The sequence below is a fragment of the Mucilaginibacter limnophilus genome (genome assembly GCF_004005815.1).
In the GTDB taxonomy this organism is placed as follows: domain Bacteria; phylum Bacteroidota; class Bacteroidia; order Sphingobacteriales; family Sphingobacteriaceae; genus Mucilaginibacter; species Mucilaginibacter limnophilus.
This window is the reverse complement of the sequence record NZ_SACK01000007.1, coordinates 102,767-129,036: the sequence shown is the minus strand read 5'-3', so window position 1 is coordinate 129,036 and position 26,270 is coordinate 102,767. Positions and strand designations below refer to the sequence as shown.

General features: G+C 44.3%; 24 protein-coding genes. 13 read left to right on the top strand and 11 right to left on the bottom strand.

The genetic code is table 11. The annotated features are described in order from the left end of the window. Positions 1 to 62 precede the first annotated feature (62 nt). From EOD41_RS15410 to EOD41_RS15395, 4 genes are all read left to right on the top strand, one after another. Entirely contained in the window at positions 63 to 878 is an 816-nt protein-coding gene (locus EOD41_RS15410) for an energy transducer TonB (protein ID WP_127706522.1), read from the top strand. A 65-nt stretch (positions 879 to 943) separates the two neighbouring features. Then, positions 944 to 2,278, top strand: coding sequence for a bifunctional folylpolyglutamate synthase/dihydrofolate synthase (locus EOD41_RS15405; protein ID WP_127706520.1), 1,335 nt, complete (start codon positions 944 to 946; stop codon positions 2,276 to 2,278). Between the two features lie 60 nt (positions 2,279 to 2,338). Then, positions 2,339 to 3,328: an L-glyceraldehyde 3-phosphate reductase gene (mgrA, locus tag EOD41_RS15400; protein ID WP_127706518.1), complete on the top strand. Its 990-nt coding sequence runs from the start codon at positions 2,339 to 2,341 to the stop codon at positions 3,326 to 3,328. A 117-nt stretch (positions 3,329 to 3,445) separates the two neighbouring features. Continuing rightward, positions 3,446 to 4,411 (top strand): Gfo/Idh/MocA family protein, encoded by a 966-nt coding sequence (locus EOD41_RS15395; protein WP_127706516.1) that lies wholly within the window; start codon positions 3,446 to 3,448, stop codon positions 4,409 to 4,411. 28 nt (positions 4,412 to 4,439) lie between these two features. Here the strand turns inward: EOD41_RS15395 and EOD41_RS15390 are convergent, their stop codons facing one another. Beyond that, a complete protein-coding gene (locus EOD41_RS15390) occupies positions 4,440 to 4,631 on the bottom strand; it encodes a DUF6496 domain-containing protein (RefSeq protein WP_127706514.1) in 192 nt (63 codons plus the stop codon). A 128-nt stretch (positions 4,632 to 4,759) separates the two neighbouring features. Between EOD41_RS15390 and EOD41_RS15385 the strand changes: the two genes are divergently transcribed. The 3 genes from EOD41_RS15385 to EOD41_RS15375 are packed head-to-tail and all read left to right on the top strand — an operon-like array spanning position 4,760 to position 7,221. Continuing rightward, positions 4,760 to 5,854 carry an AI-2E family transporter gene (locus EOD41_RS15385; protein ID WP_127706512.1) on the top strand — a complete coding sequence of 365 codons (1,095 nt, stop codon included), beginning with the start codon at positions 4,760 to 4,762 and terminating at the stop codon, positions 5,852 to 5,854. A gap of 34 nt (positions 5,855 to 5,888) precedes the next feature. Beyond that, the gene (locus EOD41_RS15380) at positions 5,889 to 6,848 is read left to right on the top strand and encodes an MBL fold metallo-hydrolase (protein WP_240663438.1); all 960 of its coding nucleotides are present in this window, start codon (positions 5,889 to 5,891) and stop codon (positions 6,846 to 6,848) included. Positions 6,849 to 6,888: 40 nt separating this feature from the next. Further along, a complete protein-coding gene (locus EOD41_RS15375) occupies positions 6,889 to 7,221 on the top strand; it encodes a DUF805 domain-containing protein (protein ID WP_127706510.1) in 333 nt (110 codons plus the stop codon). 25 nt (positions 7,222 to 7,246) lie between these two features. Here the strand turns inward: EOD41_RS15375 and EOD41_RS15370 are convergent, their stop codons facing one another. The 3 genes from EOD41_RS15370 to EOD41_RS15360 all read right to left on the bottom strand — a co-directional run bounded on the left by EOD41_RS15370 (position 7,247) and on the right by EOD41_RS15360 (position 10,719). Next, positions 7,247 to 7,795: a tetratricopeptide repeat protein gene (locus EOD41_RS15370; protein WP_127706508.1), complete on the bottom strand. Its 549-nt coding sequence runs from the start codon at positions 7,793 to 7,795 to the stop codon at positions 7,247 to 7,249. 88 nt (positions 7,796 to 7,883) lie between these two features. Continuing rightward, positions 7,884 to 9,293, bottom strand: a complete 1,410-nt coding sequence (gene dacB, locus EOD41_RS15365; RefSeq protein WP_127706506.1) for a D-alanyl-D-alanine carboxypeptidase/D-alanyl-D-alanine endopeptidase — start codon at positions 9,291 to 9,293, stop codon at positions 7,884 to 7,886. Beyond that, positions 9,265 to 10,719, bottom strand: coding sequence for an APC family permease (locus EOD41_RS15360; protein WP_127706504.1), 1,455 nt, complete (start codon positions 10,717 to 10,719; stop codon positions 9,265 to 9,267). The genes dacB and EOD41_RS15360 overlap by 29 nt, the downstream gene beginning before the upstream one ends. Positions 10,720 to 11,166: 447 nt before the next feature. Here EOD41_RS15360 and EOD41_RS15355 point away from each other — a divergent pair, with 447 nt between their 5' ends. The 5 genes from EOD41_RS15355 (at position 11,167) to EOD41_RS15335 (ending at position 17,556) form a co-directional block, all read left to right on the top strand. Next, positions 11,167 to 13,404 carry a sodium-translocating pyrophosphatase gene (locus EOD41_RS15355; RefSeq protein WP_127706502.1) on the top strand — a complete coding sequence of 746 codons (2,238 nt, stop codon included), beginning with the start codon at positions 11,167 to 11,169 and terminating at the stop codon, positions 13,402 to 13,404. A gap of 178 nt (positions 13,405 to 13,582) precedes the next feature. Beyond that, positions 13,583 to 14,032: a DoxX family protein gene (locus EOD41_RS15350; RefSeq protein WP_127706500.1), complete on the top strand. Its 450-nt coding sequence runs from the start codon at positions 13,583 to 13,585 to the stop codon at positions 14,030 to 14,032. A 203-nt stretch (positions 14,033 to 14,235) separates the two neighbouring features. After that, positions 14,236 to 15,720: an amino acid permease gene (locus EOD41_RS15345; protein ID WP_127706498.1), complete on the top strand. Its 1,485-nt coding sequence runs from the start codon at positions 14,236 to 14,238 to the stop codon at positions 15,718 to 15,720. 67 nt (positions 15,721 to 15,787) lie between these two features. Continuing rightward, the gene (locus EOD41_RS15340) at positions 15,788 to 16,966 is read left to right on the top strand and encodes an MFS transporter (protein ID WP_127706496.1); all 1,179 of its coding nucleotides are present in this window, start codon (positions 15,788 to 15,790) and stop codon (positions 16,964 to 16,966) included. 14 nt (positions 16,967 to 16,980) lie between these two features. Beyond that, complete coding sequence (locus EOD41_RS15335; RefSeq protein ID WP_127706494.1) at positions 16,981 to 17,556, top strand: MarC family protein; 576 nt, start codon at positions 16,981 to 16,983, stop codon at positions 17,554 to 17,556. Here EOD41_RS15335 and EOD41_RS15330 read toward each other — a convergent pair. The 6 genes from EOD41_RS15330 to EOD41_RS15305 form a co-directional block, all read right to left on the bottom strand. Then, positions 17,530 to 18,717, bottom strand: coding sequence for an RsmB/NOP family class I SAM-dependent RNA methyltransferase (locus EOD41_RS15330; protein ID WP_127706492.1), 1,188 nt, complete (start codon positions 18,715 to 18,717; stop codon positions 17,530 to 17,532). The two genes, EOD41_RS15335 and EOD41_RS15330, sit on opposite strands and share 27 nt — an antisense overlap. After that, on the bottom strand, positions 18,714 to 19,925 hold the full coding sequence (locus EOD41_RS15325) for an ABC transporter substrate-binding protein (RefSeq protein ID WP_127706490.1): 1,212 nt from the start codon (positions 19,923 to 19,925) through the stop codon (positions 18,714 to 18,716). Before EOD41_RS15325 ends, EOD41_RS15330 begins: the two co-directional genes overlap by 4 nt. Positions 19,926 to 19,944: 19 nt before the next feature. Then, positions 19,945 to 21,474, bottom strand: coding sequence for a glutamine-hydrolyzing GMP synthase (gene guaA / locus EOD41_RS15320; RefSeq protein WP_127706488.1), 1,530 nt, complete (start codon positions 21,472 to 21,474; stop codon positions 19,945 to 19,947). 100 nt (positions 21,475 to 21,574) lie between these two features. Then, complete coding sequence (locus tag EOD41_RS21165; RefSeq protein WP_127706486.1) at positions 21,575 to 21,841, bottom strand: Ada metal-binding domain-containing protein; 267 nt, start codon at positions 21,839 to 21,841, stop codon at positions 21,575 to 21,577. Continuing rightward, the gene (locus EOD41_RS15310) at positions 21,838 to 22,545 is read right to left on the bottom strand and encodes a 2OG-Fe(II) oxygenase (protein ID WP_205780572.1); all 708 of its coding nucleotides are present in this window, start codon (positions 22,543 to 22,545) and stop codon (positions 21,838 to 21,840) included. Before EOD41_RS15310 ends, EOD41_RS21165 begins: the two co-directional genes overlap by 4 nt. Then, on the bottom strand, positions 22,542 to 23,402 hold the full coding sequence (locus EOD41_RS15305) for a bifunctional helix-turn-helix domain-containing protein/methylated-DNA--[protein]-cysteine S-methyltransferase (protein ID WP_127706484.1): 861 nt from the start codon (positions 23,400 to 23,402) through the stop codon (positions 22,542 to 22,544). The genes EOD41_RS15310 and EOD41_RS15305 overlap by 4 nt, the downstream gene beginning before the upstream one ends. A gap of 112 nt (positions 23,403 to 23,514) precedes the next feature. On the opposite strand from EOD41_RS15305, the gene EOD41_RS15300 reads away from it, so the two are divergent. Next, complete coding sequence (locus EOD41_RS15300; RefSeq protein ID WP_127706482.1) at positions 23,515 to 23,916, top strand: hypothetical protein; 402 nt, start codon at positions 23,515 to 23,517, stop codon at positions 23,914 to 23,916. 498 nt (positions 23,917 to 24,414) lie between these two features. Here the strand turns inward: EOD41_RS15300 and EOD41_RS15295 are convergent, their stop codons facing one another. After that, on the bottom strand, positions 24,415 to 26,253 hold the full coding sequence (locus tag EOD41_RS15295; RefSeq protein ID WP_127706480.1) for a UbiD family decarboxylase: 1,839 nt from the start codon (positions 26,251 to 26,253) through the stop codon (positions 24,415 to 24,417). Positions 26,254 to 26,270: the final 17 nt, after the last annotated feature.

Genomic DNA, 26,270 nt, shown 5'->3' with positions numbered 1-26,270 from the left:
TTAAAAGGTCAGGATGTAACATCCTATAAATCCGAAATTGAACATCCGATATCCGAAATAAAATGAATTACCGCGAACAGGACAATAATTACCCAAAGGCTTTTGCAGCGACAGGTTTGATACTTGGCGTGTTTCTGGCCTTGAGCTATTTTATTGTTTTTCATAACGCGCCTAAGGAAGAGGACGGCACCGGAGGGATTTTAGTAAACTACGGCACTGTTGACGAAGGCATGGGCGACGATTATATGAGCACTGAAGAACCATCTGTTGCTGAAAATGCCAATAAATCGGCACCTGATAAAGTTACGCCAACTCCACCCACCGAAGAAAAAGTACAGGCCGATAACAGCGACAAGAATGTTGTTACCCAAAATAACGAGGACGCGCCTGAGGTAACAGCTAACACAAAAAATCCGAGCCCTACTGTATCTACAAGTCCTAATAAAACCGAGAGCAAGCCTGTAGTTAATCAGAACGCTTTGTATAAAGGGGCAACCAACAACGGCACAGGCAACGGCGACGGAACAGGTAATACTCCCGGCAACCAGGGTAAAACAACAGGCACAACGCTTACTAATAATTACGACGGAACCGGCTCGGGCAACGGCGGCAACGCTTTAACTGCCCGTAACTTTGTTAGGCCGCCTTCAAAGCCTGATGTAGGCAATCGCTACAATGGCAAGGTAGTAGTGGAGTTCAGGATTGATAAAAGCGGTAACGTTATATATGCCAAGGCAGGCGCGCGGGGTACCACAATTGTTGATTACGACCTGCTTGAAAAATGCGAACAAGCCGTAATGAACGCAAAGGTAAGCCCGTCGGCAGGTGCGTCAGACGTGCAAACCTATACTCAAACTTTTGTGTTTAAGGCCAAGTAGATTTGACCATAGTCCATGGTCCATAGTCCATGGATGTCTTTACTATCGACTATGGACCATCGATCATGGACTACAAAACCACTCTCGATTACTTATACAGCCAGTTGCCTATGTTTACCCGTGTTGGGGCCTCGGCAATAAAAAACAACCTTGATAATACGCTTGCGCTTTGCGATGTACTGGATAATCCGCAGTATAAGTTTAAAAGTGTACACATAGCTGGTACTAACGGAAAGGGTTCGACATCCCATATGCTTGCGTCTATTTTGCAAACGGCGGGTTATAAAACCGGGTTATACACTTCTCCCCACTTAAAAGATTTCCGCGAACGCATACGCATAAACGGACAAATGATATCCGAAGAAACGGTTATTGATTTCGTCGCGAAGCATAAAGAAGCGTTTGAAAGCATAGAGCCTTCATTTTTTGAAATGACAGTAGCATTGGCTTTTGATGACTTTGCTGTTGAAGAAGTTGATATTGCTATAATTGAGGTTGGATTAGGCGGCAGGCTCGACTCCACCAATGTGATCACTCCCCTGCTGTCAGTAATCACTAACATTGGCTGGGACCACATGAACATGCTTGGTGATACGCTACCTAAAATTGCCGTCGAAAAGGCCGGTATCATCAAACCATCGATCCCGGTTATAATCAGCGAAAAGCAACACGAAGTAGCGGATGTATTTATACAAAAAGCAGAGCAAGTAAACGCGCCAATAACTTTTGCGGAAGATGAATGGCGTGTGGAAGAGTCGATAGACGATAGTCCATTGACCATAGAAAACTCTTCACCATCGTCTATAGGCCATGGACTATGGACTAAAAATCTCACCGCCACCCGCCTTGCACCCTCTACCTTGCTCCCAATACAGGCCGATCTTACCGGCACTTATCAGCTTAAAAATATAAAAGGTGTTTTATGCGCTGTTGACGAACTGCGCAGGCAGGGTTTTACTATCACAGACGAACATATTCAAACCGCTCTGCGACAGGTAAAAGCACTAACAGGCTTGCACGGCCGATGGGAAGTGCTTAGCCAATCGCCGCTTACCATTTGCGACACCGGGCACAACCCAGACGGTATTCAGGAAGTGCTGAAAAATATTGCATCAGTAGAGTATAGTCAACTACATTTTGTTATCGGTATGGTAAATGATAAAGACATCACCAAGGTGCTTTCTGTGCTACCAACGGATGCCGTTTACTATTTCTGCAAGCCTGATATTCCTCGGGGATTGGAAGCTGAAAGTTTAAAAGAACAAGCGGAAAGCTTCGGATTAAAGGGTAAAACATACCCATCTGTAAAAAAAGCTTTGCAAGCGGCACAGTCTGCGGCCACATCCAACGACCTGGTTTTTGCAGGTGGAAGCACTTTTGTTGTAGCCGAAATAGTTTAATACAGAAATATCATTCAAACTGCTATTTTTACCGCCACACAACTACTTCAAGTATAGACAATGACATACCAACCATCACCAAACAGGTACAACAATATGACATACCGCCGCTGCGGAAAAAGCGGCATCAAACTACCAGCCATTTCATTAGGGCTTTGGCATAATTTCGGGCATGTAGACGTTTACGATACCTATCAAAAAATATTGCATTTGGCGTTCGACAGCGGCATTACTCACTTTGACCTTGCCAACAATTATGGACCGCCGCCGGGATCGGCAGAAGAAAACTTTGGTAAGATATTAAAGGAAGACTTTGCCGGCTACCGCGATGAAATGATCATTTCATCAAAAGCAGGCTACACCATGTGGGACGGTCCTTATGGTGACTGGGGCTCTAAGAAATACCTGGTGGCCAGTCTCGACCAAAGCTTGAAGCGCATGGGGTTAGACTATGTAGATATTTTCTACCACCACCGCCCTGACCCTGAAACACCGCTTGAAGAAACCATGCAGGCGCTCGACCTGATTGTTCGTCAAGGCAAAGCCTTGTATGCGGGCATTTCAAACTACCCGGCTGAGTTGGCTAAAAAAGCCATCGGTATATTAAAAGAACTTGGCACGCCATGCCTTATCCATCAGCCTAAATACAGCATGTTTGAGCGTTGGGTTGAAGGCGGGTTATTGGATGTGCTTGGCGATGAAGGCGTTGGTTGTATTCCATTCTCGCCATTGGCACAGGGCTTATTAACCAATAAATATTTAAATGGAATTCCTGAAGATTCGCGCGCGGCAAAAAGCAGTGGCCACCTGCAGGAAGGGGAAGTAACCGAAGAGAAAGTTGCAAAGGTGCGTAAGCTTAATGAAATAGCCATTCAGCGCGGACAATCACTTGCGCAAATGGCCATTGCCTGGCTGCTGAAAGACGAGCGTGTAACCTCGGTGCTTATTGGCGCAAGCCGCCCGGCACAACTTGCTGATTCGCTAAAAGCGCTGGATAACCTGACTTTTTCAGCAGAGGAGTTGGATAAGATTGAAGGCATATTGAAATAATACTATCAAACCAACTATCATTTCGACGAGGAACGAGGAGAAATCTTCCGGGACATATTAATATCGCTTGCCGAAGATTTCTCCCTACGGTCGAAATGACATCTTTGTGAAATACTCATGGAAACCATCAATTGGGGTATTATAGGCTGCGGTAACGTGACCGAGAAAAAAAGCGGACCGGCATTTAACAAGGTGCCCAATAGCCGCCTTGTGGCCGTTATGCGCCGCGATGCTGGCAAAGCCGCCGATTACGCCCAACGCCACGGTGTAAGCAAATGGTACAGCGATGCCGACGAACTGATGAACGACCCGGAGATTAACGCTGTTTACATTGCTACCCCGCCTGCACAGCACCTGCCCTACGCACTGTCAGCACTTAAAAAAGGCTTGCATGTGTATGTGGAAAAGCCGGTTACCCTAAACGCTGCTGAAGCAAAGCAAATAGCTGATGCCATTGCCCAAAGCAACGCCAAACTAACCGTTTGCCATTACCGCCGGCAGTTACCACTGTTCCTGAAAATAAGGGAACTTATAGAAACAGGCGCTATTGGTGATATCCGTATTATACAGATACGGCTGTGGCAATCGCGCAAGCCGGGGTTGGTGGCCAACAGTGAAACCAACTGGCGAATTAACCCTGAATTATCTGGAGGCGGGTACTTCCATGATCTTGCTCCGCATCAACTGGATATTATGCTGTATTACTTTGGCAAGCCGTTAAAATATTCTGGTTTCAGCCTTAACCAGGCGGATATGTCAGCAGCGGATGATAATGTGAACGGACAGATATTATTTAGTAATAACATCCCTGTAAGCGGCTCGTGGAGCTTCAATGTATTTGAGCATGAACAAACCGACTTATGCGAAATCATCGGCTCGACCGGGAAGATAAGCTTTGCTTTTTTTGGCAACTATATCAAACTGAATAATGAACTTATTGAAGTTACACATCCTGAGCATATACAGCAGCCCATGATAGAGCAGGTGGTAAGGTATTTCCGTGGTGAGCGTGCTGTTAACCCCGCTCCTATTGAAGAAGCCGTAACGCTTATGCAAATAATGGATGCGTTTACATCCAAATAAAAAAAGGAGGCGGTAACCGCCTCCTTTTTTATGATTTAGAAGTTTCTTTTTTCTTTTTGGGCACCTTGGCGCCTTCTTTTCTCGCTTCAGATAAGCCAATGGCAACAGCCTGTTTTTTACTGGTAACTTTTTTACCGCTGCCGCTTTTCAGCTTGCCTTCTTTCATTTCGTGCATGGTTTCTCCAACCTTTTCCTGTGCTTTTTCCGAATACTTTGCCATAATGGTAGATGTTTGGTCAATACCAAATACGTGCAAAACACCTGCCAATGTTTTAATACGCGCTTCCTATATTTATTGACATAAAAACTAATGTCTTTCAAGCCTGTTAGGATATAACATTTAACACAATGACCACAAACAAACTGCTGCCACCTTTTTACGAACGGCTCGCCCTGGTGCTTATCGGCATTATATCGCTTAGCTACCTGGTAATCTTAGGTAAAGAGATACTTGATCCTCTGCTGTTCGGCTTTTTGTTTGCCGTACTGCTGCTTCCTGTGTCAGCCTTTTTAGAAAAGAAACTCCGTTTTCCGCGCAGCGCGTCTTCTTTTGCGGCAATCTTGTTATTCGTCGCTTTTATAGGATTTATCGCCTATATGGTTGGTTCACAGATAACCAACCTTACCAAAGATTGGCCTATGCTGAAAACGCAGATCAACCAATCTTTAACCGACATACAAAACTGGATACAGATGGCATTTCATATTAATGCCGATAAGCAGATGAGCTATGTGCACGATACCACTCAAAAAATAATGGCATCGGGCACTGTTGTACTGGGCACTACTTTCGGCGCAGTATCATCATTGCTGCTGTTTTATGTGTTTATACTGATCTTCACCTTCTTCATTTTATTTTACAGGCGACTATTGTTCAGATTCTTTATCCATGTATTTAATGAAGACAACTCACACGTAGTGATGGACATCGTGCAGAACATTCAGAAGATACTGCGCCAATACATAATAGGCCTTATTTTGGAAATGGTAATTGTTGCAGCTATAGCTTGTGCAGTGTTCTGGATCATCGGGATAAAGTATGCGGTTTTACTTGGTATAATTGTCGGGTTATTTAACATCATTCCTTACATAGGCATATTCACCGCGCTGCTGCTTAGCACAATTATCACGTTCGCCACCGGAACAATCTCTCAAACGGTAACCGTGGCCGTAAGTGTAATCGGCATACACGCGGTTGATTCTAACTTCCTTCTACCTATTATTGTTGGTGCAAAGGTTCGTCTGAATGCGCTGGTGACATTCATCGGTATAATTCTGGGCGAAATGATATGGGGATTATCGGGTATGTTTCTTTCGATACCGGTTATCGCCATTTTTAAAATTATTTTCGACCGGGTACCAAGCCTTAAGCCTTGGGGATATATCCTTGGCGGCGATTACGAGTACGACGAAAAGGCTAAGGAGAAAATGAAAACCGAGTGACCACTATTAAGTATTCAAGGCGTACTTTAGTAGTGTGAGATCACTGTACAAAAAATTATTACCAGCACTCCTAATCGCATTAAATATAGGCGCAACGGCCCAATCGCCAAAATCTGCCTTTACCATTGTACCGCTTGGCATTAAAGGCGGTATCGACGAAAGCAACCTTTCGGCTTACATGGTAGCGTCGGCAAACTCAACCAACTATATATGTCTTGATGCAGGCACATTGAATTACGGTATTGAGAAAGCGGTTAAGAAAGGAATATTTAAGGTATCATCAGAACAGGTTTTATGCCAATATATCAAAGGTTATTTTATATCACATGCCCACCTTGATCATATCTCCGGCCTGATCATCAACTCACCTGACGATAGTACCAAAAGCATTTACGGACTTGCGCCAACTCTTGAAACCATCAAAACGCATTATTTTACCTGGGCAAGCTGGGCAAACTTCACCAACGACGGCGAAAAGCCTTTACTGAATAAATACAGCTATAAATCGCTTGAACCGGGTAAAGAAGTAAAGATTGATAATACTGAAATGACGGTTAAGGCATTTCCATTGAGTCACTCTAACCTTACTTCAACCGCCTTTTTAATTAAAAGCGGCGATAACTACTTGTTGTATCTTGGCGACGTTGGCGCCGATACCATTGAAAAAACCCAAAACCTGCGTAACTTGTGGCAGGCTATTGCTCCATTAATTAAAACCAAGCAATTAAAGGGAATAATGATTGAGGTATCATATCCAAACAGTCAGCCTGAAAAAAGCCTGTTTGGGCACTTAACCCCTAAGTTGTTAATGGATGAACTGACGGTATTGGGCGGCTATGCGGATATGGAAAACCTGAAAGGCTTTAACATAGTTGTAACTCATGTAAAGCCACCTGAAGAGAATATCAAAAAACTGAAAGAAGAATTGAAGTCAGAAAACAGTTTGGGGGTGAATCTTATATTTCCCAAACAAGGTAAAAAGCTGGAGCTATAACTTTGATAAGGTTATTTATTATCTTTAATAAACTTATTACATGTTCAAAAATTCCTTTTCCTTCTACGGCAGAATACGGCGTACAGAATATGCTTATACACTACTGATTTACTTATTCGTCTCTCCGCTTTTGCAAATTATAGCGCAATCTATTACCAACGAAAGCATATCGAAGTATTTCGATATATCTGCGTTTATAGCTTTAACATGGTTTTATCTGGCACAGTCAGCAAAGCGCTGTTATGATATGGGTAAAATGCCATTGTATCAATTTATTCCTATGTATAACTTATGGATGCTTTTTTCTGACGGTGAACCATACGCAAACCAATATGGTCTCGATCCGAAAGGCCGTGAAATAGGGACATATTAGCCTTAAACAGCAAACCGCCAAACTATCATTCAGAAGACAAAATATCTATGCACTTTTTAGCTTTGGCGGAAAGACGTTTGTTTAAACTTTTCAAGCCCGCTTGGTCGTTCAGTTTTTTATAGAGTGTTTTAATCACCTCCAGCGTTTCGTCGCTTGGGTCGCAGGCCTGTGCTTTTTCCAAATGGAACAGGGCCTTTTTAGCTGCCGTCGCGAAATCAATATTAGTCAGGTCTTCTGATTTTTTTAAATACAAATACCCTAAAGCGCGGTGCACCACATAGTAATCGGGCGCGGAAGCTGCAACCCTTGAATAATATTTTATCGCCTCGTTAGCATTGCTTTCCTCATACAGCTTACCCATTATGTTATAATAGCTAACGCGGGCTTTGACAGGCAGCGCGGCGGTATCGGGCATAATGGTATTGCTTAAACTGATAGCCTTATCCATGTCGCCCTCAAGCATAGCCATGTTAAGGTCGAGATAATTGTTGTACACAGTCGAGGTGTCGGTCGTTTGCGCATATGAAACACTCACCAACAAGAACAATGATATACTTAAAGCTATTTTTTGCATGGTACTTTACAGTTGCAGACTTATATTTTATCAATAAGTTCAACTCACAAGACTTTACCGAGTAAATACAATAAATCCGAAATCAAAATCACTTCATCACATCCAATACCCTAAACATTTTTTCCTTAATGCCTTTTGTTGTGCCGTTGTAATTGTTCACAATAATGGAAAAGCATAACTTATGACCATTATAGGTTTGATATCCGGCGTAAGCCAGCACATCGGCAATGCTTCCGCTCTTCATCTTCATATCGTTATAAATGGGTAGGCTTTCATAAAAATCGTTATACCAGCTTTCCTTAACAGCCGATTGCAGCACACGCGCCATCGTCATGGTAGTTACACGGTTGCCCGGTGACAGACCGCTGCCATCGTAAATATTCAACGACTTTGCATCAATCCCTTTCGTTGCCCAAAAATCTTGCAGAACCTGAACCCCGTTTGGTGTGGTAGGTTCTTTACCGGCTTTCATGGCCAATGATTTCAGCAGTTGCTCGGCATACAGGTTAACGCTCTTTTGATTGAGCCAGTATATGATTTTGTTTAATTCAGGTGAAAGTATTGTGGTGAGCTCGATTTTTATTGCGGGCGTTTGCTGCTGTCCTATGGCCAGTGTGGTAGTCGACTGCGGTTGTCCGCTTACAGCTATGCCCAGTTCGTTCAGTGTATCTGTTAAGCGAATGGCAATATCATAAGCAGGATCAGGCAATGCGGCTGAAACCGTTTTCTTTGTCTGATCTACAGCATAAGTGCCGCGCAGGTAAACCAGCTTTCCGCCTGAAGGCAGGTAGATATACGCCTGGTCGCCGGTACCGGCAGGGGCATTCGTCACTTCGCTTTTAAACAACAGGTATGGCATAGCGGGTACTGTACGTAATACTTCAACTGGCGTACCGGCAGGACCTGTCTTTAGCTTGATATCGAATTGATTTTCATGCCAGCTAAGGGCGTTTATACCGCCTCCGTAGTAGTTGCCTACGTCCTGCCATATCCAGCCGTCGGGAATAGCCTGGGTGCCGTAAGCCGTATCATCACCAATAATACTGCCGGTTATTTTTTTAATACCTGCTTTTTGCAGGGCAGTAACCAATTGGTTTAATATAATTTCCGTTTTAGTTGATGCCCATCGCCAGCTGCCCAGCGTTGGGTCGCCGCCGCCACGGATGATGATATCGCCTGTTAAAACTCCGTTAGTAACAGTACCGTTGTAGCCGAACCTGGTTTGATACTGATAATCTTTCCCTAACAAATTAAACGCGGTTACCGAAGTTACAACTTTTAGGGTCGAGGCTGTTGCCAGCCCCATATTCGGGTTACCCGCAAATACCTGTTCGCCGGTCTTAGCATCAAGCACAGTTAGCGACACCGAAGCGTAGCGGCACTGGCTGTCCTGCTGTAATTTGTTAAAGGCCGCCTGCAGCTGTTGCTGCAGGGTTTGGGCGTAAGTATGCCCACATATCATTAAAAAACTAAATAGTAGCAGGCGTCTCTTCCTCATTCTTCACGTTGCGTTGCGAGATAAAATAAAGTGGTATGCCAATTAAAACGACGATCAACCCCGGCCAAGTATATTCAGGCTTGTAAATGATCAGTAATAAACAAAATGCCAATCCCATTATAACGTATATGGCAGGCAATACCGGGTAAGCGAAAGCTTTGTAAGGCCTTTCAATCTCAGGACGCTTTTTGCGTAGTATGAATATACCGATGATGGTAAGCACATAAAACATTACAGCCACAAACGATATCATATCCAGCAGGTTGCCATATTCGCCGCTAAGGCAAAGTATCGATGCTACTATTGCCTGTATCCAAAGACCAAACTCAGGAACGCCTGCCTTATTTAATGTGCCTGTACGTTTGAAAAACAGCCCATCTTTAGCCATGCTATAATACACTCGCGCACCCGCTAATATTAACCCGTTATTACAGCCAAAAGTTGATATCATAATCATCAATGCAATAATCATGGTGCCTATACCACCAAATATTACTTGCGAAGCCGCTACAGCTACACGGTCACGCTCGGCGGTCGCAATATCATGCAGTGGCAGTACAGCGGTGTACATTACGTTGGCTGATACATAAATAACCGTTACAATAAGCGTCCCAAAGAACAGGCTCAGCGCCACATCCTTTTTAGGATTCTTCATTTCTCCGGCTATAAAGGTTACGTTGTTCCAGGCATCGCTGCTGAAAATTGTGCCTACCATGGCTATTGCGATAGCCCCAAGTGCCATATCAATGGTTAAATTGCTGCCAAAGCTGCCATCGGCATTAAGCGAATGAATATTCCAGGCGTTGCTCCAGTTAGCGTTCCACACCTCGCTTTTAAAAGCCCAAAAACCGAAAACAATTAACCCGAAAAGACTAAGGAGTTTGGTTAATGTAAATGTTGTTTGTATCAGCTTGCCGCTTTTAACCCCTTTGGTATTGATAAAAGTAAGCAGGAAAATCAGGGCTATAGATACTAATTGCGCGGCGCTGATGTTCAATACCTTGTCTCCCCAGTAATTAATGCTGAACAAAATATTTGTTTCGCTTACAGGCTGATACAGGTAAGCCATAAATTTAGAAAAGGCAACCCCTACCGCGGCAATGGTACCGGTTTGTATAACGGCGAAAAAACTCCAGCCGTATAAAAATGCAACAAACTTATTGTAGGCCTCTTTAAGATAAATGTATTGTCCGCCAGCTTTAGGGAACATGGCGCTTAATTCGCCATAGCTTAGCGCTACAGTAAGCGTCATAAAGCCTGTGATTACCCATGTACTGATCAGCCAGCCCGACGAGCCTACACGACGTATTATATCGGCACTAACAATAAATATACCCGAGCCAATCATAGAGCCGGCAACCAGCATGGTGCCGTCTAACAGGCCAAGTTCATGTTTCATTTTGGCCGGAGCCGGAGATTCGTTCATAATTGTGAGGGGATTAGTCAGTATTTAAGGGGTTAAGATATGGAATAATTGTGAATTGGGGAAAAGGTGCAGGCATTCACAATTCAATTTATTATTCGGGCGTTCCCTGCGGGCCAGGCTTTCCGCTCATACGCCTGCATCCTTAGGCACAAGGCCTGTATCCGCTTCAATCCTTTACGCTTTGTCTGAACCCGAATTTTAGAATTCTCAGAATAAGTTATTCCTGCGTGCAATTTTCTTTTCCGGCAAAAGCAAAAAAGAACATCCACTAACACTCAAACGTAGCACATCCCATCCATCATGAGAAATAGCTGCCCTTCTTTCACAATCGTAAACAACTCAAAAACTTTCTCTAACTATCTGCTTGCAAATAAATTAATTTACTATTTTGCATCCCCCTTAAGGGAACCAATAACTAACTGTATCTTATAAATCTAATTTTCTTGTATGGAATTTCTTAACAATTACCTCATCTACCTTATTCCTGCTATGGGTATAATTGGTATCCTGGTGATGGCTTCAAAAGCAGCATGGGTTGGTAAACAACCCAGCGGCGAGGCAAACATGGCCGAGCTTGCCGGATATATCGCTAAAGGCGCCATGGCTTTTTTACGTGCCGAATGGAAAGTGCTGAGCTATTTTGTGGTAGTGGCGGTACTGCTTCTGGCATGGTCGGGTACCACGGTTGAAACATCGAGCCCTATTATTGCCATTTCCTTTGTTATAGGCGCGCTGCTGTCGGCATTTGCCGGGTACATAGGCATGCGCATTGCTACTAAAGCTAACGTACGTACTACAGAGGCGGCACGTACCAGTCTTGCAAAAGCATTAAAAGTATCGTTTACCGGTGGCACCGTGATGGGCCTTGGCGTTGCCGGTTTGGCGGTATTGGGCCTTGGCTCGCTGTTTATAGTTTTTTACCAGATGTTTGTAGTAAGTAAAGGCGGCAACGTTAACGGCTTCGAAATGGAGAAGGCTCTTGAAGTGTTAGCAGGCTTTTCATTAGGTGCCGAATCTATCGCGTTATTTGCACGTGTAGGCGGCGGTATATACACCAAAGCTGCCGACGTAGGCGCCGACCTTGTGGGCAAGGTTGAAGCCGGTATCCCTGAGGATGATGTGCGTAACCCGGCCACCATTGCTGATAACGTGGGTGATAATGTAGGTGACGTTGCCGGTATGGGTGCCGACTTATTTGGCTCATACGTGGCAACTATGCTGGCTACCATGGTATTGGGCCGCGAAATACATTCGGAAGATGCATTCGGCGGTATCGCCCCTGTGTTACTACCCATGGTAATTGCAGGTTTAGGTTTGCTATTCTCAATTGTAGGCGCTGCCTTCGTAAAAATCAAAAATGAAACTGATAATGTTCAAACAGCCCTAAACATTGGCAACTGGGCATCTATCGTGCTTACAGCAATCGCAACTTTTTTTGTAGTAAATTGGATGCTGCCGTCCGGCGAATTGCATCTTACCCGTGACGAGTTAGATGGTGTTGTAAAAACCGGAGCTAAAGTGTTTGATAAAACAGGTGTATTCCTGTCGATTATAGTAGGTTTAATTGTTGGTACCCTGATGTCAATCATTACCGAGTATTACACCGCTATGGGTAAACGCCCGGTAAAGAGCATTACACGCCAGTCGTCAACAGGGCATGCTACTAATATTATCGGCGGCTTGGCTGTGGGCATGGAATCAACTGTATTACCTATCCTGGTACTGGCAGCAGGCATATATGGCTCGTACCATTTCGCCGGTCTTTACGGTGTTGCCATCGCGGCAGCGGGGATGATGGCTACCACAGCCATGCAGCTGGCTATTGATGCGTTCGGGCCGATTGCCGATAACGCCGGTGGCATTGCCGAAATGAGCCGCCTTCCTGAAGAAGTACGCGGCCGTACTGATAATCTCGACGCAGTGGGTAACACCACAGCGGCAACTGGTAAGGGTTTCGCCATTGCTTCGGCTGCGTTAACCTCATTGGCGCTGTTCGCGGCGTTTGTAGGCGTTGCCGGTATCGATCATATCGACATTTATAAAGCCGACGTATTAGCAGGTTTATTTGTAGGCGGCATGATACCTTTTATCTTTTCTGCACTTGCCATATCAGCTGTGGGCCGTGCGGCTATGTCAATGGTTGAAGAAGTTCGCCGCCAGTTCCGTGAAATCCCGGGCATTATGGAGTACAAAGCAAAGCCTGAATACGAAAAATGCGTGGCCATATCTACCAAAGCCTCTATCCGCGAGATGGTTGCACCGGGTTTAATCGCGCTTATTACTCCAATCGTAATAGGCTTTGCCTTCGGTCCTGAAGTATTGGGCGGCCTTCTTGCAGGCGTAACCGTATCTGGCGTGCTTATGGGTATATTTCAAAGCAACGCGGGCGGTGCCTGGGATAACGCTAAGAAATCGTTTGAAAAAGGGGTTGAAATAAACGGTGAGATATACTATAAAAAGTCTGAGCCTCACAAAGCTTCGGTAACGGGTGATACCGTGGGCGATCCGTTTAAAGATACCTCAGGCCCGTCAATGAACATCCTCATCAAATTGATGTCAATTGTATCATTGGTAATAGCACCGCACCTGCACAGCGGTGAAGCTAACGAAACCGCAAAACAGCAAATCAAAGCGCCTGCAATTGAAAAAACCCTTACTCTTGTTAAACACGACCGTACCATATAAGCAATTTAGTCTTATTAATTAAAGGGCGATGAGGTAATCTTATCGCCCTTTATAATTATTTAAACTATGCAACTGAACCTCAAATAATTAAATTAAAAATTGGCAAATAGTTACTTAGTTATCCGTAACTTTAGTATACCAATTTAAAACGTCGTCAATTTTAACTAAGGAGGTTATTATGAACATGGTTCAAAAAGTAGAGCATTGGGGCGACCTGCACCATGCTAAGTGGCTCGATGTTATTCGTGTAATTTTAGGCTTGATTATCCTGGTAAAGGGAATTGAGTTTGCCAGCGAGGTAGGCTCTCAGCATGATTTAATTTCTTCGGCCAATAAGTTTGGCTTTTCAGGTCTGGCGTCAATGGCTATTGTACACACTGTGGCTTTAGCGCATATTGTAGGCGGTCTGATGATCGCATTCGGATTGCTTACAAGACTGGCTGTAGTAATACAAATGCCTATTTTATTGGGTGCGATATTTTTTGTAAACCTTACCCGGAACTTTACATTCTTCAATTCTGAATTGTGGCTGTCAATTATTGTGTTTATGCTTTTGGTGTTGTTTTGGATAGTAGGTTCAGGTCCATACTCAGTTGATAATATGATTAAGCTCGACCGGCAACGCTAACACTGATCTTTCAGTCTTCCTTACAATAATAAAGAGCCTTAACGGGCTCTTTTTGTTTGTGATAGACAAAACGTCGCAATCTTCATAGTATTTAACCTTCCGCCAAATAATATTTATAATTTTCCCGAAACGCTGATGTTACATTCTGAATTTTACCAATTGAATAAATTTAAGTACGTTTGGGATAATATTTAACTGACTATATGCGATTTAAAAAACCACTTGATCTACTACTACGCGAAGCCGCGGAAAGCGGCGAAGGCACATTACGCCGCACGCTTAGCAGCTTCAACCTGGTAACAATGGGAATAGGTGCCATTATTGGTGCCGGTTTATTTTCGTTAACAGGTTTGGCTGCGGCTAATAATGCCGGTCCTGCCGTTACCATTTCATTTGTTATTGGCGCTATTGGCTGCGCTTTTGCAGGTCTTTGCTATGCCGAATTTGCCAGTATGATTCCTATTGCCGGCTCGGCTTATACTTACTCATACGCCACCATGGGCGAATTTATGGCCTGGATCATCGGCTGGGATCTTGTGCTTGAATATGCGCTTGGCGCCGCAACCGTTTCCATCAGCTGGTCACAATACCTCGTAAAATTCCTTCATTTATATGGTATAACCATTCCCCCTGAGTTTACTATGTCCCCCTGGGAAACAGTTACTCTTGCAGATGGCAATATAGTTCATGGTTATTTTAATCTTCCCGCTGTATTTATAATTGTTTGCCTTTCATTATTGCTTATCCGCGGTTCGAAAGAATCGGCATTTGTAAACAATCTGCTGGTAGTATTAAAAGTTGCCGTAGTACTGGTATTTATAGGTGTGGGATGGAGCTATATCAATCCTGCTAACCACGTGCCTTACATCCCTGAAAACACAGGCGAATTCGGTCACTTCGGCTGGTCGGGCGTATTGCGTGGTGCAGGTGTGGTGTTCTTTGCTTTTATTGGTTTTGATGCCGTATCAACCGCCGCTCAGGAAGCTAAAGACCCGAAAAGAGGCATGCCTATCGGTATCATTGGTTCATTATTAGCATGTACCGTGCTTTATGTACTTTTCTCACACGTAATGACAGGCTTGGCCAACTATACCGAGTTTAAAGACAGCGCAGCCCCGGTTGCCGTGGCTATCGCTAAAACTCCTTACGCATGGTTACAAAAAGCTATTATCGTGGCTATACTTGCAGGTTACACTTCAGTAATCTTAGTGATGCTAATGGGCCAATCGCGCATATTTTATACCATGTCGAAAGACGGTCTTATCCCGAAAGTATTTTCAAACGTACACCGCAAGTTTCAAACACCATACAAATCGAACCTGTTTTTTGCTGGTTTTGTTAGCTTGTTCGCTGCGTTTGTACCCGTACATGTGGTAGGCGAAATGGTATCAATTGGTACTTTATTCGCCTTCGTACTGGTATGCGTGGGCGTTATGGTGATGCGTAAAAGCGACCCAAATACTCCACGCCCGTTTCGTACGCCTTGGGTACCTTTCGTGCCAATTGCCGGTATATTAATTTGTATACTTATGATGGTTTCATTACCGTTAGATACCTGGTTACGTTTGGCAATTTGGATGATTCTTGGTCTGATCATTTACTTTGTGTACGGTAAAAAACATTCACTGATTAGACACGGTGTGGTTAACCTGCCAAAAGACCCGCCAAATCCACAATACACTGAATAACAAAGTATCAATCATAATAAAGAAGGCTCTGTGAAAACATTCACAGGGCCTTTTTACTTATATATGCATGCCGGGTAAACGAGAAGGACATGGAAGCAACCATTTATGGGTACTTGTAATAATTTGTGTGATCAACTCCATGGGGTTTGGTATTATAGTACCGCTCCTTTACAGCTACGGCAAACAATTTGGCATTACCGAACAAACACTTGGCCTGCTTACGGCGGCGTTTTCAGTCGCGCAGTTTTTTGCCACGCCGTTGCTGGGTTCCCTTTCTGATAAATGGGGCCGGAAACCCGTACTGGTAATCAGCCTTATAGGTACCTGTATTTCTTTTATCCTCTTCGCTCAGGCACGCAGTATCATTATGCTTTTTGCGGCACGGATACTCGACGGGTTAACAGGTGGAAACATCTCCGTCGCGCAAGCCATGGTATCAGATATATCCGACGAAAAGAACCGTGCTAAGAACTTCGGGATACTAAGCTCAGCATTTGGTTTTGGCTTTGTTGCCGGGCCTGCCATTGGCGGCGTTTTAAGCAAGTATGGCCAGCACACGCCATTTTACTTTGCTGCCGGCATCGCGTTAACGGGTGTATTGCTTACGTTGTTTTTTCTAAAAGAAACCAACACTCATAAGGATGCTAAACAGAAATATCATTTTAATTATGCCTGGCTGGCTACCATTTTTAAAGAAAAAGTAATAGGCATTTGTATACTGATAAGCTTTTTGCTCACCATGGCGCAGTTTGCTATGATAGTAGGCTTCCAAACCTTTACTACCGATGAGCTAAAACTCTCGCCTACCCAAACCGGATTATTTTATGCAGGCTTCGGTGTAACTGGGATCATTATGCAGTTGCTGGTACCTTTCTTTACAAAAACATTAAAATCAAAATCCTTTATTTTGTTGCTGTCAACCTTGGTATGCCTGGCTATGATGGCCCTTAGCGGATTTGCTAATGGATTAATGCTGTTTGCCATAGCGATAGGTATTTACGGGTTATTTAACGGCCTGCGCAACCCCATGCTGAACGCCATTATTGCCGATCATACTGCCGAAGATGAGCAGGGAAAGGTGCTTGGCATTAATCAGTCGTACATTTCCATTGGCCAAACGCTTGGACCGGTTACCGCAGGTTTTATCACGGCTATATCGCTGCACAGTATTTTCTTTTTAGCATCTTTGTATATTCTTGCTGCCTTTTTGCTGAGTTTCCGGCTCAGGTCGCAGGAGCCTAACTAAGACCTCATATACATATGCCGCCACTAATTTTTAAAGAGATCCTATCGGTAACCATGATCCTCTTTGCGATCATTGATATCCTGGGTACTATTCCTATCATTATTGATCTGCGGCGACGGGCAGGACATATCCAATCGGAAAAGGCAAGCCTGGCGGTATTGGCGCTTATGATTGCTTTTCTTTTTATCGGTAATGAACTACTTGATATTATAGGCCTTGATATTCAATCGTTCGCAATAGCCGGTTCAATAGTGATATTTATTATCGCCATGGAAATGATATTGGGCGCACGATTCTTTAAGGAGGATGATATGCTGCCCCAAACAGTATCAATCGTTCCCCTTGCGTTCCCGCTTATTGCCGGCGCAGGCACCATGACCACCCTGCTTTCGCTGAAATCACAATATCAAACGCAAAATATATTGGTGGGTATCGTTATCAACACAATCATTGTTTACCTGGTACTTAAAAACGTAAAATGGCTGGAGCACCTGCTTGGTAAATCAGGCTTAAATGTTTTGCGTAAAGCCTTTGGGGTAATATTGTTAGCTATCGCGATAAAATTATTCAGGAGTAACTCCGGGTTGTAACGGAGCGGTGAGCCTTGCCACAAACATCGTATCTGCCTTTCGCTCGTAGCCTTTCAGCACTTTTTGCTCTTCCAGTTTCAGGCCAAGCTCTGATGTCAGGAAATCAAACATTTCTTCATTCTCGGCTTTAAAAACAGAGCAGGTGATGTAAATAAGCGGCTTACCGGGTTTCAGGTATTTAACCACATTGGCGGCAATGCTTTGCTGCAGCCGCTGAAAAAATGCAATCCGTTGTGGATTGAACTGGCTTATCATTTCAGGTGTACGTCCCCATGTTCCTGAGCCGCTGCAGGGAGCGTCGAGGATGATACCATCAAACGCATAATCATGCATTTCCTGCTCAGGGTTTTGGGTAAGATCGAGTATCTTTTTCTGATACTTCATCAGTCCGGCTTGTTGAAAACGCTCGTCGAGGTTGGCAAGAATGGACTCGCGCACGTCTGAAACTACCAGTTTTATGTTGGGTTCAATTTGATGTAACAGTAATGATTTGCCTCCTGAGGCCGCGCAGGCATCCCACCATTTGTCCCATTTTTCAGGACGAAAGTATTTGGCGGTTTGCTGTGATGAGTAATCCTGCACTTCGAAAAAGTGCTGCTTGGGAAAGATATTTTCAAGCCTTGTACCATTGGGCATGCTCAGGCAGTTGTTGCCTTCATCTTTAAACGGTATCTCAGCCTTGTTTAAACCTGCTTTTACCTGCTGCTCATATCCTTTTATCACACGAATGTACAGATCAGGCTGCATAAAGAAAGACTCAAGAAACTTCTGCTTATCAATATCCGCTGATAATTCGGCATGCCATGGAAAAACATCGTTCAGCTTAAAATCAGGGTAGGCAGCTTTTATCATGGCTATCTTTTCCTTTATGCTGAAATTAATGCAAGCAGCCCATTCAGGCTTGAAATGCTGCAGAAAAGAGTTGGTTTGGGTGTTGCACAAAAATTCGGCAACCAGTAAACGCTCCTCAGCGGGCAGATCAGGCAGTGCCCTGCCTAACCGGAAGTAATTATACACTAACCTCCCCGCTACCTTACGGTCGGTTGAGCCCATTTGCTTATTTTGACGGTAAAAGCCGGGCAGAAATTTACCTAAGGGCGTATCAGCCGGATATTCATCCAATATACGTGTGAACGTTTTTAGCTGATTTAATGCCTTCATTCTACCAGTTTTAGCTCAAAGTTAGCATACTTTAACACGTCGACATGCGTATTCACCCAACCCTGATTGCCTTTTTTAATAAACTTGAAACTGTTGTGCAAGCCGGTAAAATCATAGTCATCCAGCTTTTCCAGTTTCTTAGGATCATCAGCAAGTATCTGACCAAAAAATAAACCTTCGTCAAAAGCTTTGATAGCATAGTCAGACGGTTCGGCATGATAAGCTTTACGGTAGTTACGGATAAAAGTTATGGCTGATACCGATTTATAATTCACATTATCAGCCGAAGTAATATGCGCGTTTAACCGCTGCATTTGCTCAGCTTTTAAAAAGGTAAACTTCTCCCATTTTGGGTGACCAAATAATGCCATTGGGTACTGCCGAGAAAGTGTGTCGAGCGAGTACAGTGTTACTTTCAAAAAGTTCTGCTGCGTTGAGGGAATAACCACAAAGTTTTTATTAAACTTGGTCATTTGCGGGATAAGCGGCTTTAGATTACCACGCGATACGGTGTATTGAATAACCTTGATCTTCTTTTTACTCAGACTGTCTATGGCCTTTTTAAAGTAGCTTATATAAGCCTGTTCATCGCTGTAACCGGAAGTTAGGATAAAAACCTTCTTGGTAACGGCTTTATCATTAACAAATTCGGCAGCACGGCGGGCATGGTACTCAAGCGGCGGGATAATGGTAATTACCCTTGAATCGTTATAAGTTGCCGGGGCAGCCGGAGATAAAGGCGACAGGATAAGTTTTTTGCCCGGATTAGGTACCGATACAAACGACTTCATGCCATCAGGAAATACCGGGCCAACTACAAGATCACTTGTACGTATCTGCGGGTTAAGCGCCAGCGCTCGTGATTGAGCGGGCTCATCTTTCGAATCGTTAACCAGTACACGGAAATTAGCGCCGTCGGCAGTAAGCGAATCAAGCGCCAGTTTAAAGCCCCGGTAATAATCGAGTGCGAGCGAGGCTTTTTTTAACCCGGCAGAACTATATTTTCCGCCGGGATTTAAATGATCAAGGCCAAAAGGCAATATCAGCGCGATGGTTGAATACCTGTCTGATGCCTTTTTAACCGGCTTGGAGACATCCTTACCGGCTTTATTTTCAGTTTGTTTATTAGCAGTATTATCAGCTGGTTTGGTGGGTATTTTGGTAACCGGGCTTGTTTTTGGCGAACATGACCATATTGCTATAGCCATCGTCAAAAAAAGCGTCAGTTTATTCCCACTCAATAGTAGCCGGCGGCTTCGAGCTGATATCATATACTACCCTGTTGATCCCCTTTACGTTATTGATGATCTCGTTAGAGATTTTAGCAAGCAATTCATACGGCAAATGGCACCAGTCGGCCGTCATTCCGTCTAATGATTCAACCGCACGAAGACATACCACATTTTCATAAGTACGCTCATCGCCCATTACTCCTACCGATTGTACCGGAAGGTAAATAGCGCCTGCCTGCCAAACTTTATCGTAAACACCGGCAGCCCTTAAATTGTTGATATAAATTGCATCGGCTTCCTGTAATATCTGTACTTTTTCGGGGGTGATTTCGCCTAATATCCTGATAGCCAATCCCGGACCAGGAAATGGATGGCGGCCAAGAATATTCGGGTCGATGCCTAAAGCCTTCCCAACGTTGCGAACTTCGTCTTTAAACAAGGTGTTCAGCGGCTCAACAACTTTCAGCTTCATAAAGTCGGGCAACCCGCCTACGTTATGGTGTGATTTTATAGTTGCTGATGGCCCTTTTACGGATACCGATTCGATAACGTCCGGGTAGATAGTACCCTGTCCAAGCCATTTCACATCCTGCACTTCGTGAGCGGCATCGTCAAATACCTCTATAAATACACGGCCAATGGCCTTGCGTTTTTTCTCAGGATCAGTTAAACCAGCAAGTGCGTCATAAAAGCGCTGTTTAGCGTCAATGCCTCGTATATTCAGACCCATGTGTTTGTAAGAATCAAGCACCAGCTCAAATTCATCTTTACGCAACAGGCCGTTATCAACAAAAATACAGTGAAGATTAGCGCCTATAGCATGATGCAGCAATACAGCCGCTACCGATGAATCAACACCGCCCGAAAGACCAAGCACTACTTTATCGTTACCCAGTTTTTCTTTCAGCTGCGCGATGGTGGTTTCGATGAACGAATCAGGTGCCCAGTCCTGTGCGCAGCCGCAGATGTCAACTAAAAAGTTATGCAGCAGTTGCGAACCGTCAACACTATGCGTCACCTCCGGGTGAAACTGGATACCGTATGTTTGTGAACCACGTACATGGTAAGCGGCCACACGCACGCTGTCGGTACTGGCTATTACCTCGTAATCGTCTGCCAGGCTGGCTATGGTATCACCGTGCGACATCCATACCTGCGAATCTGCAGGGATCATTTTCAGCAACGGGTTATCGTGATTGATATATTGCAGATTTGCTCGTCCATACTCCCGTGTGCTTGATGGCAGTACTTCGCCCCCGTTAAAATGCGCCAGGTATTGCGCACCGTAGCAAACACCCAAAATAGGCAGCTTGCCATGAAACTTCCTGAAATCGAAATGCGGGGCATCGTCCTGACGCACCGAATAAGGTGAGCCCGAAAGGATAATACCTTTTACGCTGCCATCAATTTCCGGAAAATTATTGAAAGGGTGGATCTCGCAGTAAATGCGAAGCTCCCTGACACGGCGTGCTATAAGCTGAGTAAACTGCGAGCCGAAGTCAAGAATTAGTATTTTTTCTTGCATGGGCAAAGATAGGAATTTGCCTCCATATCTAAGTTAAGAGATTAAGATTATAAACCGCAAAAGGTTAAGGTCGATATTCAATTGTAAGCCAAGAAATAATTCAACTATGACCACCAGATTTCCATTGCTGATATGCTTCGCGCATACAATGTCCGCAAGGACGATAATTGTTTCCAAGCGCTTCTTCAATTGTGCTAAAGAATATCCGATTTTCAGCTTTCATGCGCTTGCCCGATGAACAATTAAGCATACCATAAATTTTAAGCCTTACATTGCCTGCACATGTAATTAAGCCATCATCAATCAATTGTTTAAGTTTTCGACTTCTCCGGAAGGATGTTTCGCCGAGTTTAGTATGGTTTATCATTTAGCATCATGAAATATCACACCCAAAGTGTAACGGCTTCCTGAAGTCACTTCGCTTACGCCATGGCGCATGTTCACCCGGTGATAACCCCGGCTGCCCTGCACCGGCCTGAAGTTGGTTGTGAAAACCAGCAGGTCACCTTTAGCAAAGTTTACCACCATAGCTTTCGACTGTGCCCTTGGGCGCTGCTCAACCAATACAAATTCACCGCCGGTAAAATCACTGCCGGCTTCGCTTAACAACACAACCGCCTGCATAGGGAAGAACACATCGCCATAAAGGTCCTGATGCAACGCATTATAGCCGCTTTGTCCGTATTGCAATATCAGCGGAGTAGGCTTTACCTGTCCGGCCTTATGGCAATGTTCAATCAACTCTTTATGCTGCTCAGGAAATTGCTTTTCAATATTCAGCACCTTCATCCAGTTATTAGCTACAGGCGCAAGCAAGGGATAAATGCTTTCGCGTAACTGCTGTATTACATCAGGCAATGGGTAGTCGAAGTATTTGTATTCCCCTAACCCATACTGATGGCGTTCCATGATAACTGTTTTGCGGTATAGGCTTTCGGTTTTATAGTCACCGATCAACCTGTCACATTCCTCGGCGGTAAGCAAGCCTTTTACCAGCGCGTATCCTGTTCGGTTAAGGTCAGCTGCCAGGTCATCTTTATTTATGCCGTTTATTTTTTGCTGTATGTTCATGATGCCTTTTCGATAACTGCTTCTACACTTGCCGCCTCCCAGCCTATCATAGCCGATTTGCGTGTCGAACCCCAATGGTACTGCCCTGTTTCCCCTGTTGATTTAATTACCCTGTGACACGGAATTAAAAAGGCTACTGGGTTATCACCTACCGCGCTGCCAACTGCTCGGCATGCCGTAGGCAATTGTATATCCTGAGCTATTGTTGCGTAAGTTGAAAGTCCGCCAACGGGTATTTTCAATAACGCGTCCCAAACTTTCAGTTGAAATGGCGTGCCTTTGAGGTGCAGCTTTACCTCATTAAGTTCAGCCCAGTCTTTTTTAAAGATAAACAGCGCGTTTTGTTGATGCACGTCGGCAAACTGGCTGTAAACAGCATTTGGAAATTGCGCCTGCAACATTTTTAATGCGGCCTGTCTGTCATCGGCGAAAGCCATATGGCATATACCTTTTGTTGTTGAGGCCACAATGATATCGCCAAAAGGCGTTTCGGCAAAGCTGTAATTGATGTTGAGCGCAGCGCCGCCATTTTTATACTCGGCAGGCGTCATACCTTCCAGGTTGATAAACAGATCGTGCAGACGACCTGTACCACTCAATCCGGTTTCGTAAGCCGTATCAAACAGTGTCGCCTGCTTTTGCTTAAGGATGTTCTTAGCATGTTCGATACTTAAATATTGAATGAATTTCTTCGGGCTAACGCCTGCCCAATCGGTAAACATCCGCTGAAAGTGGTACGGACTAAGATTTACTTTTTCGGCTACTTCATCAAGCGATGGCTGCGCTTTAAAATTGGTTTTGATGTAATCAATAGCATGGGCTATGCGTTGGTAGTTAATAATTTCCTGCGTTTCCATTGTCGTATTATTTACATCAAAATTACCTGTAGGCGGCAGGCAATAAAACCCGTATCTTGCTCAGTTACCTTGTTTAAAAATACTATTTTTGATATGAATAACAGCCTGAAAAATGAAACACCTGTATAACTTGTCGTTAGCGCTTTTGCTGCTTACTGCCTCATGCGGACCAGACAAACCGGCCAACGAACTTAAGTCGGCCACAATGGAAGTTGTTGCCTTTCAAACCGAAACCATGTTCAACGTTACGTGTGATAAGTTCGATTACTATTATAAAGACAAATGGCACAGCAAAACGATTACCGATAAAGCACAGCTGGACAAACTAACCAAGCTGATTGACGCCTTATACCGTACCGACAATAGTTATGAGCCTGATGTGCGTGGAAAAATACTGCTCACCAATACTGATGGCAGTGTTGATACTGTTTGCATGGACAGTAAAGTAACGCGGTATAAAGGTGTGAGTTATGAAACAACGACTGAATTGGCGAATTTTGTGCAGCAGCAGTAATTTGGGAGTAATAATGTCGAAATTTTTTAAGCTCAGTTCTCCGTTAGGAATGGCAGAGTGATTTATGCAAGCCAGTGGATGTTCATTTTCTTTGTCATAGCCACAAAGAAAATGAACCAAAAGAAAATGCCTATCCGGAAAAAACCTACCAAACACACAGGCAAAACTCCCGGCCACGGTTTTCCGGAGGGGCCTTTGCCCGCATTTTAAAAGCAAATCCACTTGTTAAGTATTTACCCTTTCTGGGTCGAGTAAAACAGAGCCTGATAAACCTTTAATAACCTGAACAATGCGGCATCAGCATGGCCGGGAAGTAAAGGCCAAGCCATAGCACTAACTTCAAAAGGCCAGGGTGCAGCCGCGAGGTTTCTTTCTTGGTACTTCTTTCTTTTACGGCAAAAGAAAGAAGTACATCCACTAACATTCAAGAAAGCACACCCCCTTCCTAACGAAGCACGAAACTTAAGCAGACTACTTCGTAATGACGTGTGACAATAATTATATCACTCCATACAACTCACCACCCTTTTCTCCCATTTTATCAACCAGTTTCTCAACGGCAGGATCTCTTTCCAACACAGGTGCGTGGTGCGGTTTAATGCGCGCGTCAATAATCAGCGGACCGGTACAGCCCCAGTGCTTATGTTCAGTAACGCTACCTATACCATAAATATCGTGTGATGGGTTGCTGCGGGTAAAGGTTACCCAAACCAGGTTATTGATGTTTTGCGCGGTGAAGCCGGCATCATCACAAAAAATAATCAATGGCAAGCCGTTTAAGTTCATACCGGTGAAGTGTTCTTCCAGTATCTCTACCATCAGGCTGATATCGCTGCTTTTTATGTTGGCAGGTACCTCAACCGCCAGTACGCCCGGCATAGCCATTTTAAACCCGGTAAATGGCCGCGGCAGGCTGAAACCAACCGGCAATTCATTCCACAGCTCACGTTTTATATCTCCGGCTACTGTAATGGCTACTTTGCTGCCGCTATTTAGTCCGCTGCCACTGTAATCAAGTGTATCAATGGTGGTTTTGGTATAAAAATGTAAGTCGCGGGTAAAGTCGGCGCGCTGCAATATATGTTTCAGGAAAGCACCTATATCGTGTATGTCCAATAGAGGATTATCCTCATGGGCGGCTATCAAAAGGTATTTTGCAAGGCTAAGTTGATTTTTGCCCAAAATATGGTTAGCTATTGTTAATATTTCCTGCGGGCGGCGTTCTTTTATATAAGGTGTATAACGCTCACTGCCTATGGCGAACAACAGCGGATGCACCCCTGCAGCATCAACAGCGTTTACTGCATGCAATCCGGGTATTTCTTTGGGTAAAGCCGAACGGGCTATCTCATGTATCAATGCGCCAAAGCTGGTATCTTCCTGCGGCGGGCGGCCAACTACCGTGAACGACCATATTGCATCCTTACGGTGATACACATTATGCACCTTCATTAATGGAAAATGATGCGTTAAGCTGTAGTAACCAAGGTGATCGCCAAACGGGCCTTCCGGTTTATTTTCATGTGGATAAACAGTGCCGGTTATCACAAAATCAGCATTGGCACTTATACAAAAGCCCTCGTCATCATAAAAATAACTGAAACGGCGGTTACCCAAAGCTCCCGCGAAAGTCATCTCCGACAGACCTTCGGGCAAGGGCATAACAGCAGCTACCGGGTGCGATGGCGGACCACCAACAAATATGCTCACCTTAAGAGGCTGACCTTTTGCGTTCGCTTTAGTTTGGTGTACGCCGATACCACGATGCAGTTGATAATGCAGGCCTATCTCTTGGTTTTGAACATACTCGTTACCGGCAAGCTGGATGCGGTACATACCAAGGTTAGCGTTCATGATGCCGGGTTTATCAGCATCTTCGGTATAAACCTGGGGCATGGTAACAAACGGACCACCATCCATGGGCCAGTTCACAATTTGCGGTAATTCGCTTATTTGGGTACGGCCATATTTTATAGGGGCATCGGTACCCGACCGCATAGGCAAGGCCGATAACGCTGTAAGCGCTACATCGGCATACTTAAACGGCTGCTTTATTGCTTTAAGCGGATCATTTTTTATGTCGACAAGTTTTTTAACCTTTTCAAGCGTATCACGAAAAATGAATTTCGACCTTTCTAACGTGCCGAACAGATTTGATACAGCCGGAAACTTGCTCCCTTTTACGTTTTCGAAAAGTATCGCCGGACCATTATTTTCAAACACCCGCAAGTGTATAGCAGCCATTTGCAGATATGGATCAACCTCTTGTTTTATACGCACCAAATGGCCATGCTTTTCCAGATCGGCAATGCAGGCTTGTAAACTTTTATACCCCATTGCCGCTAAATTACGCA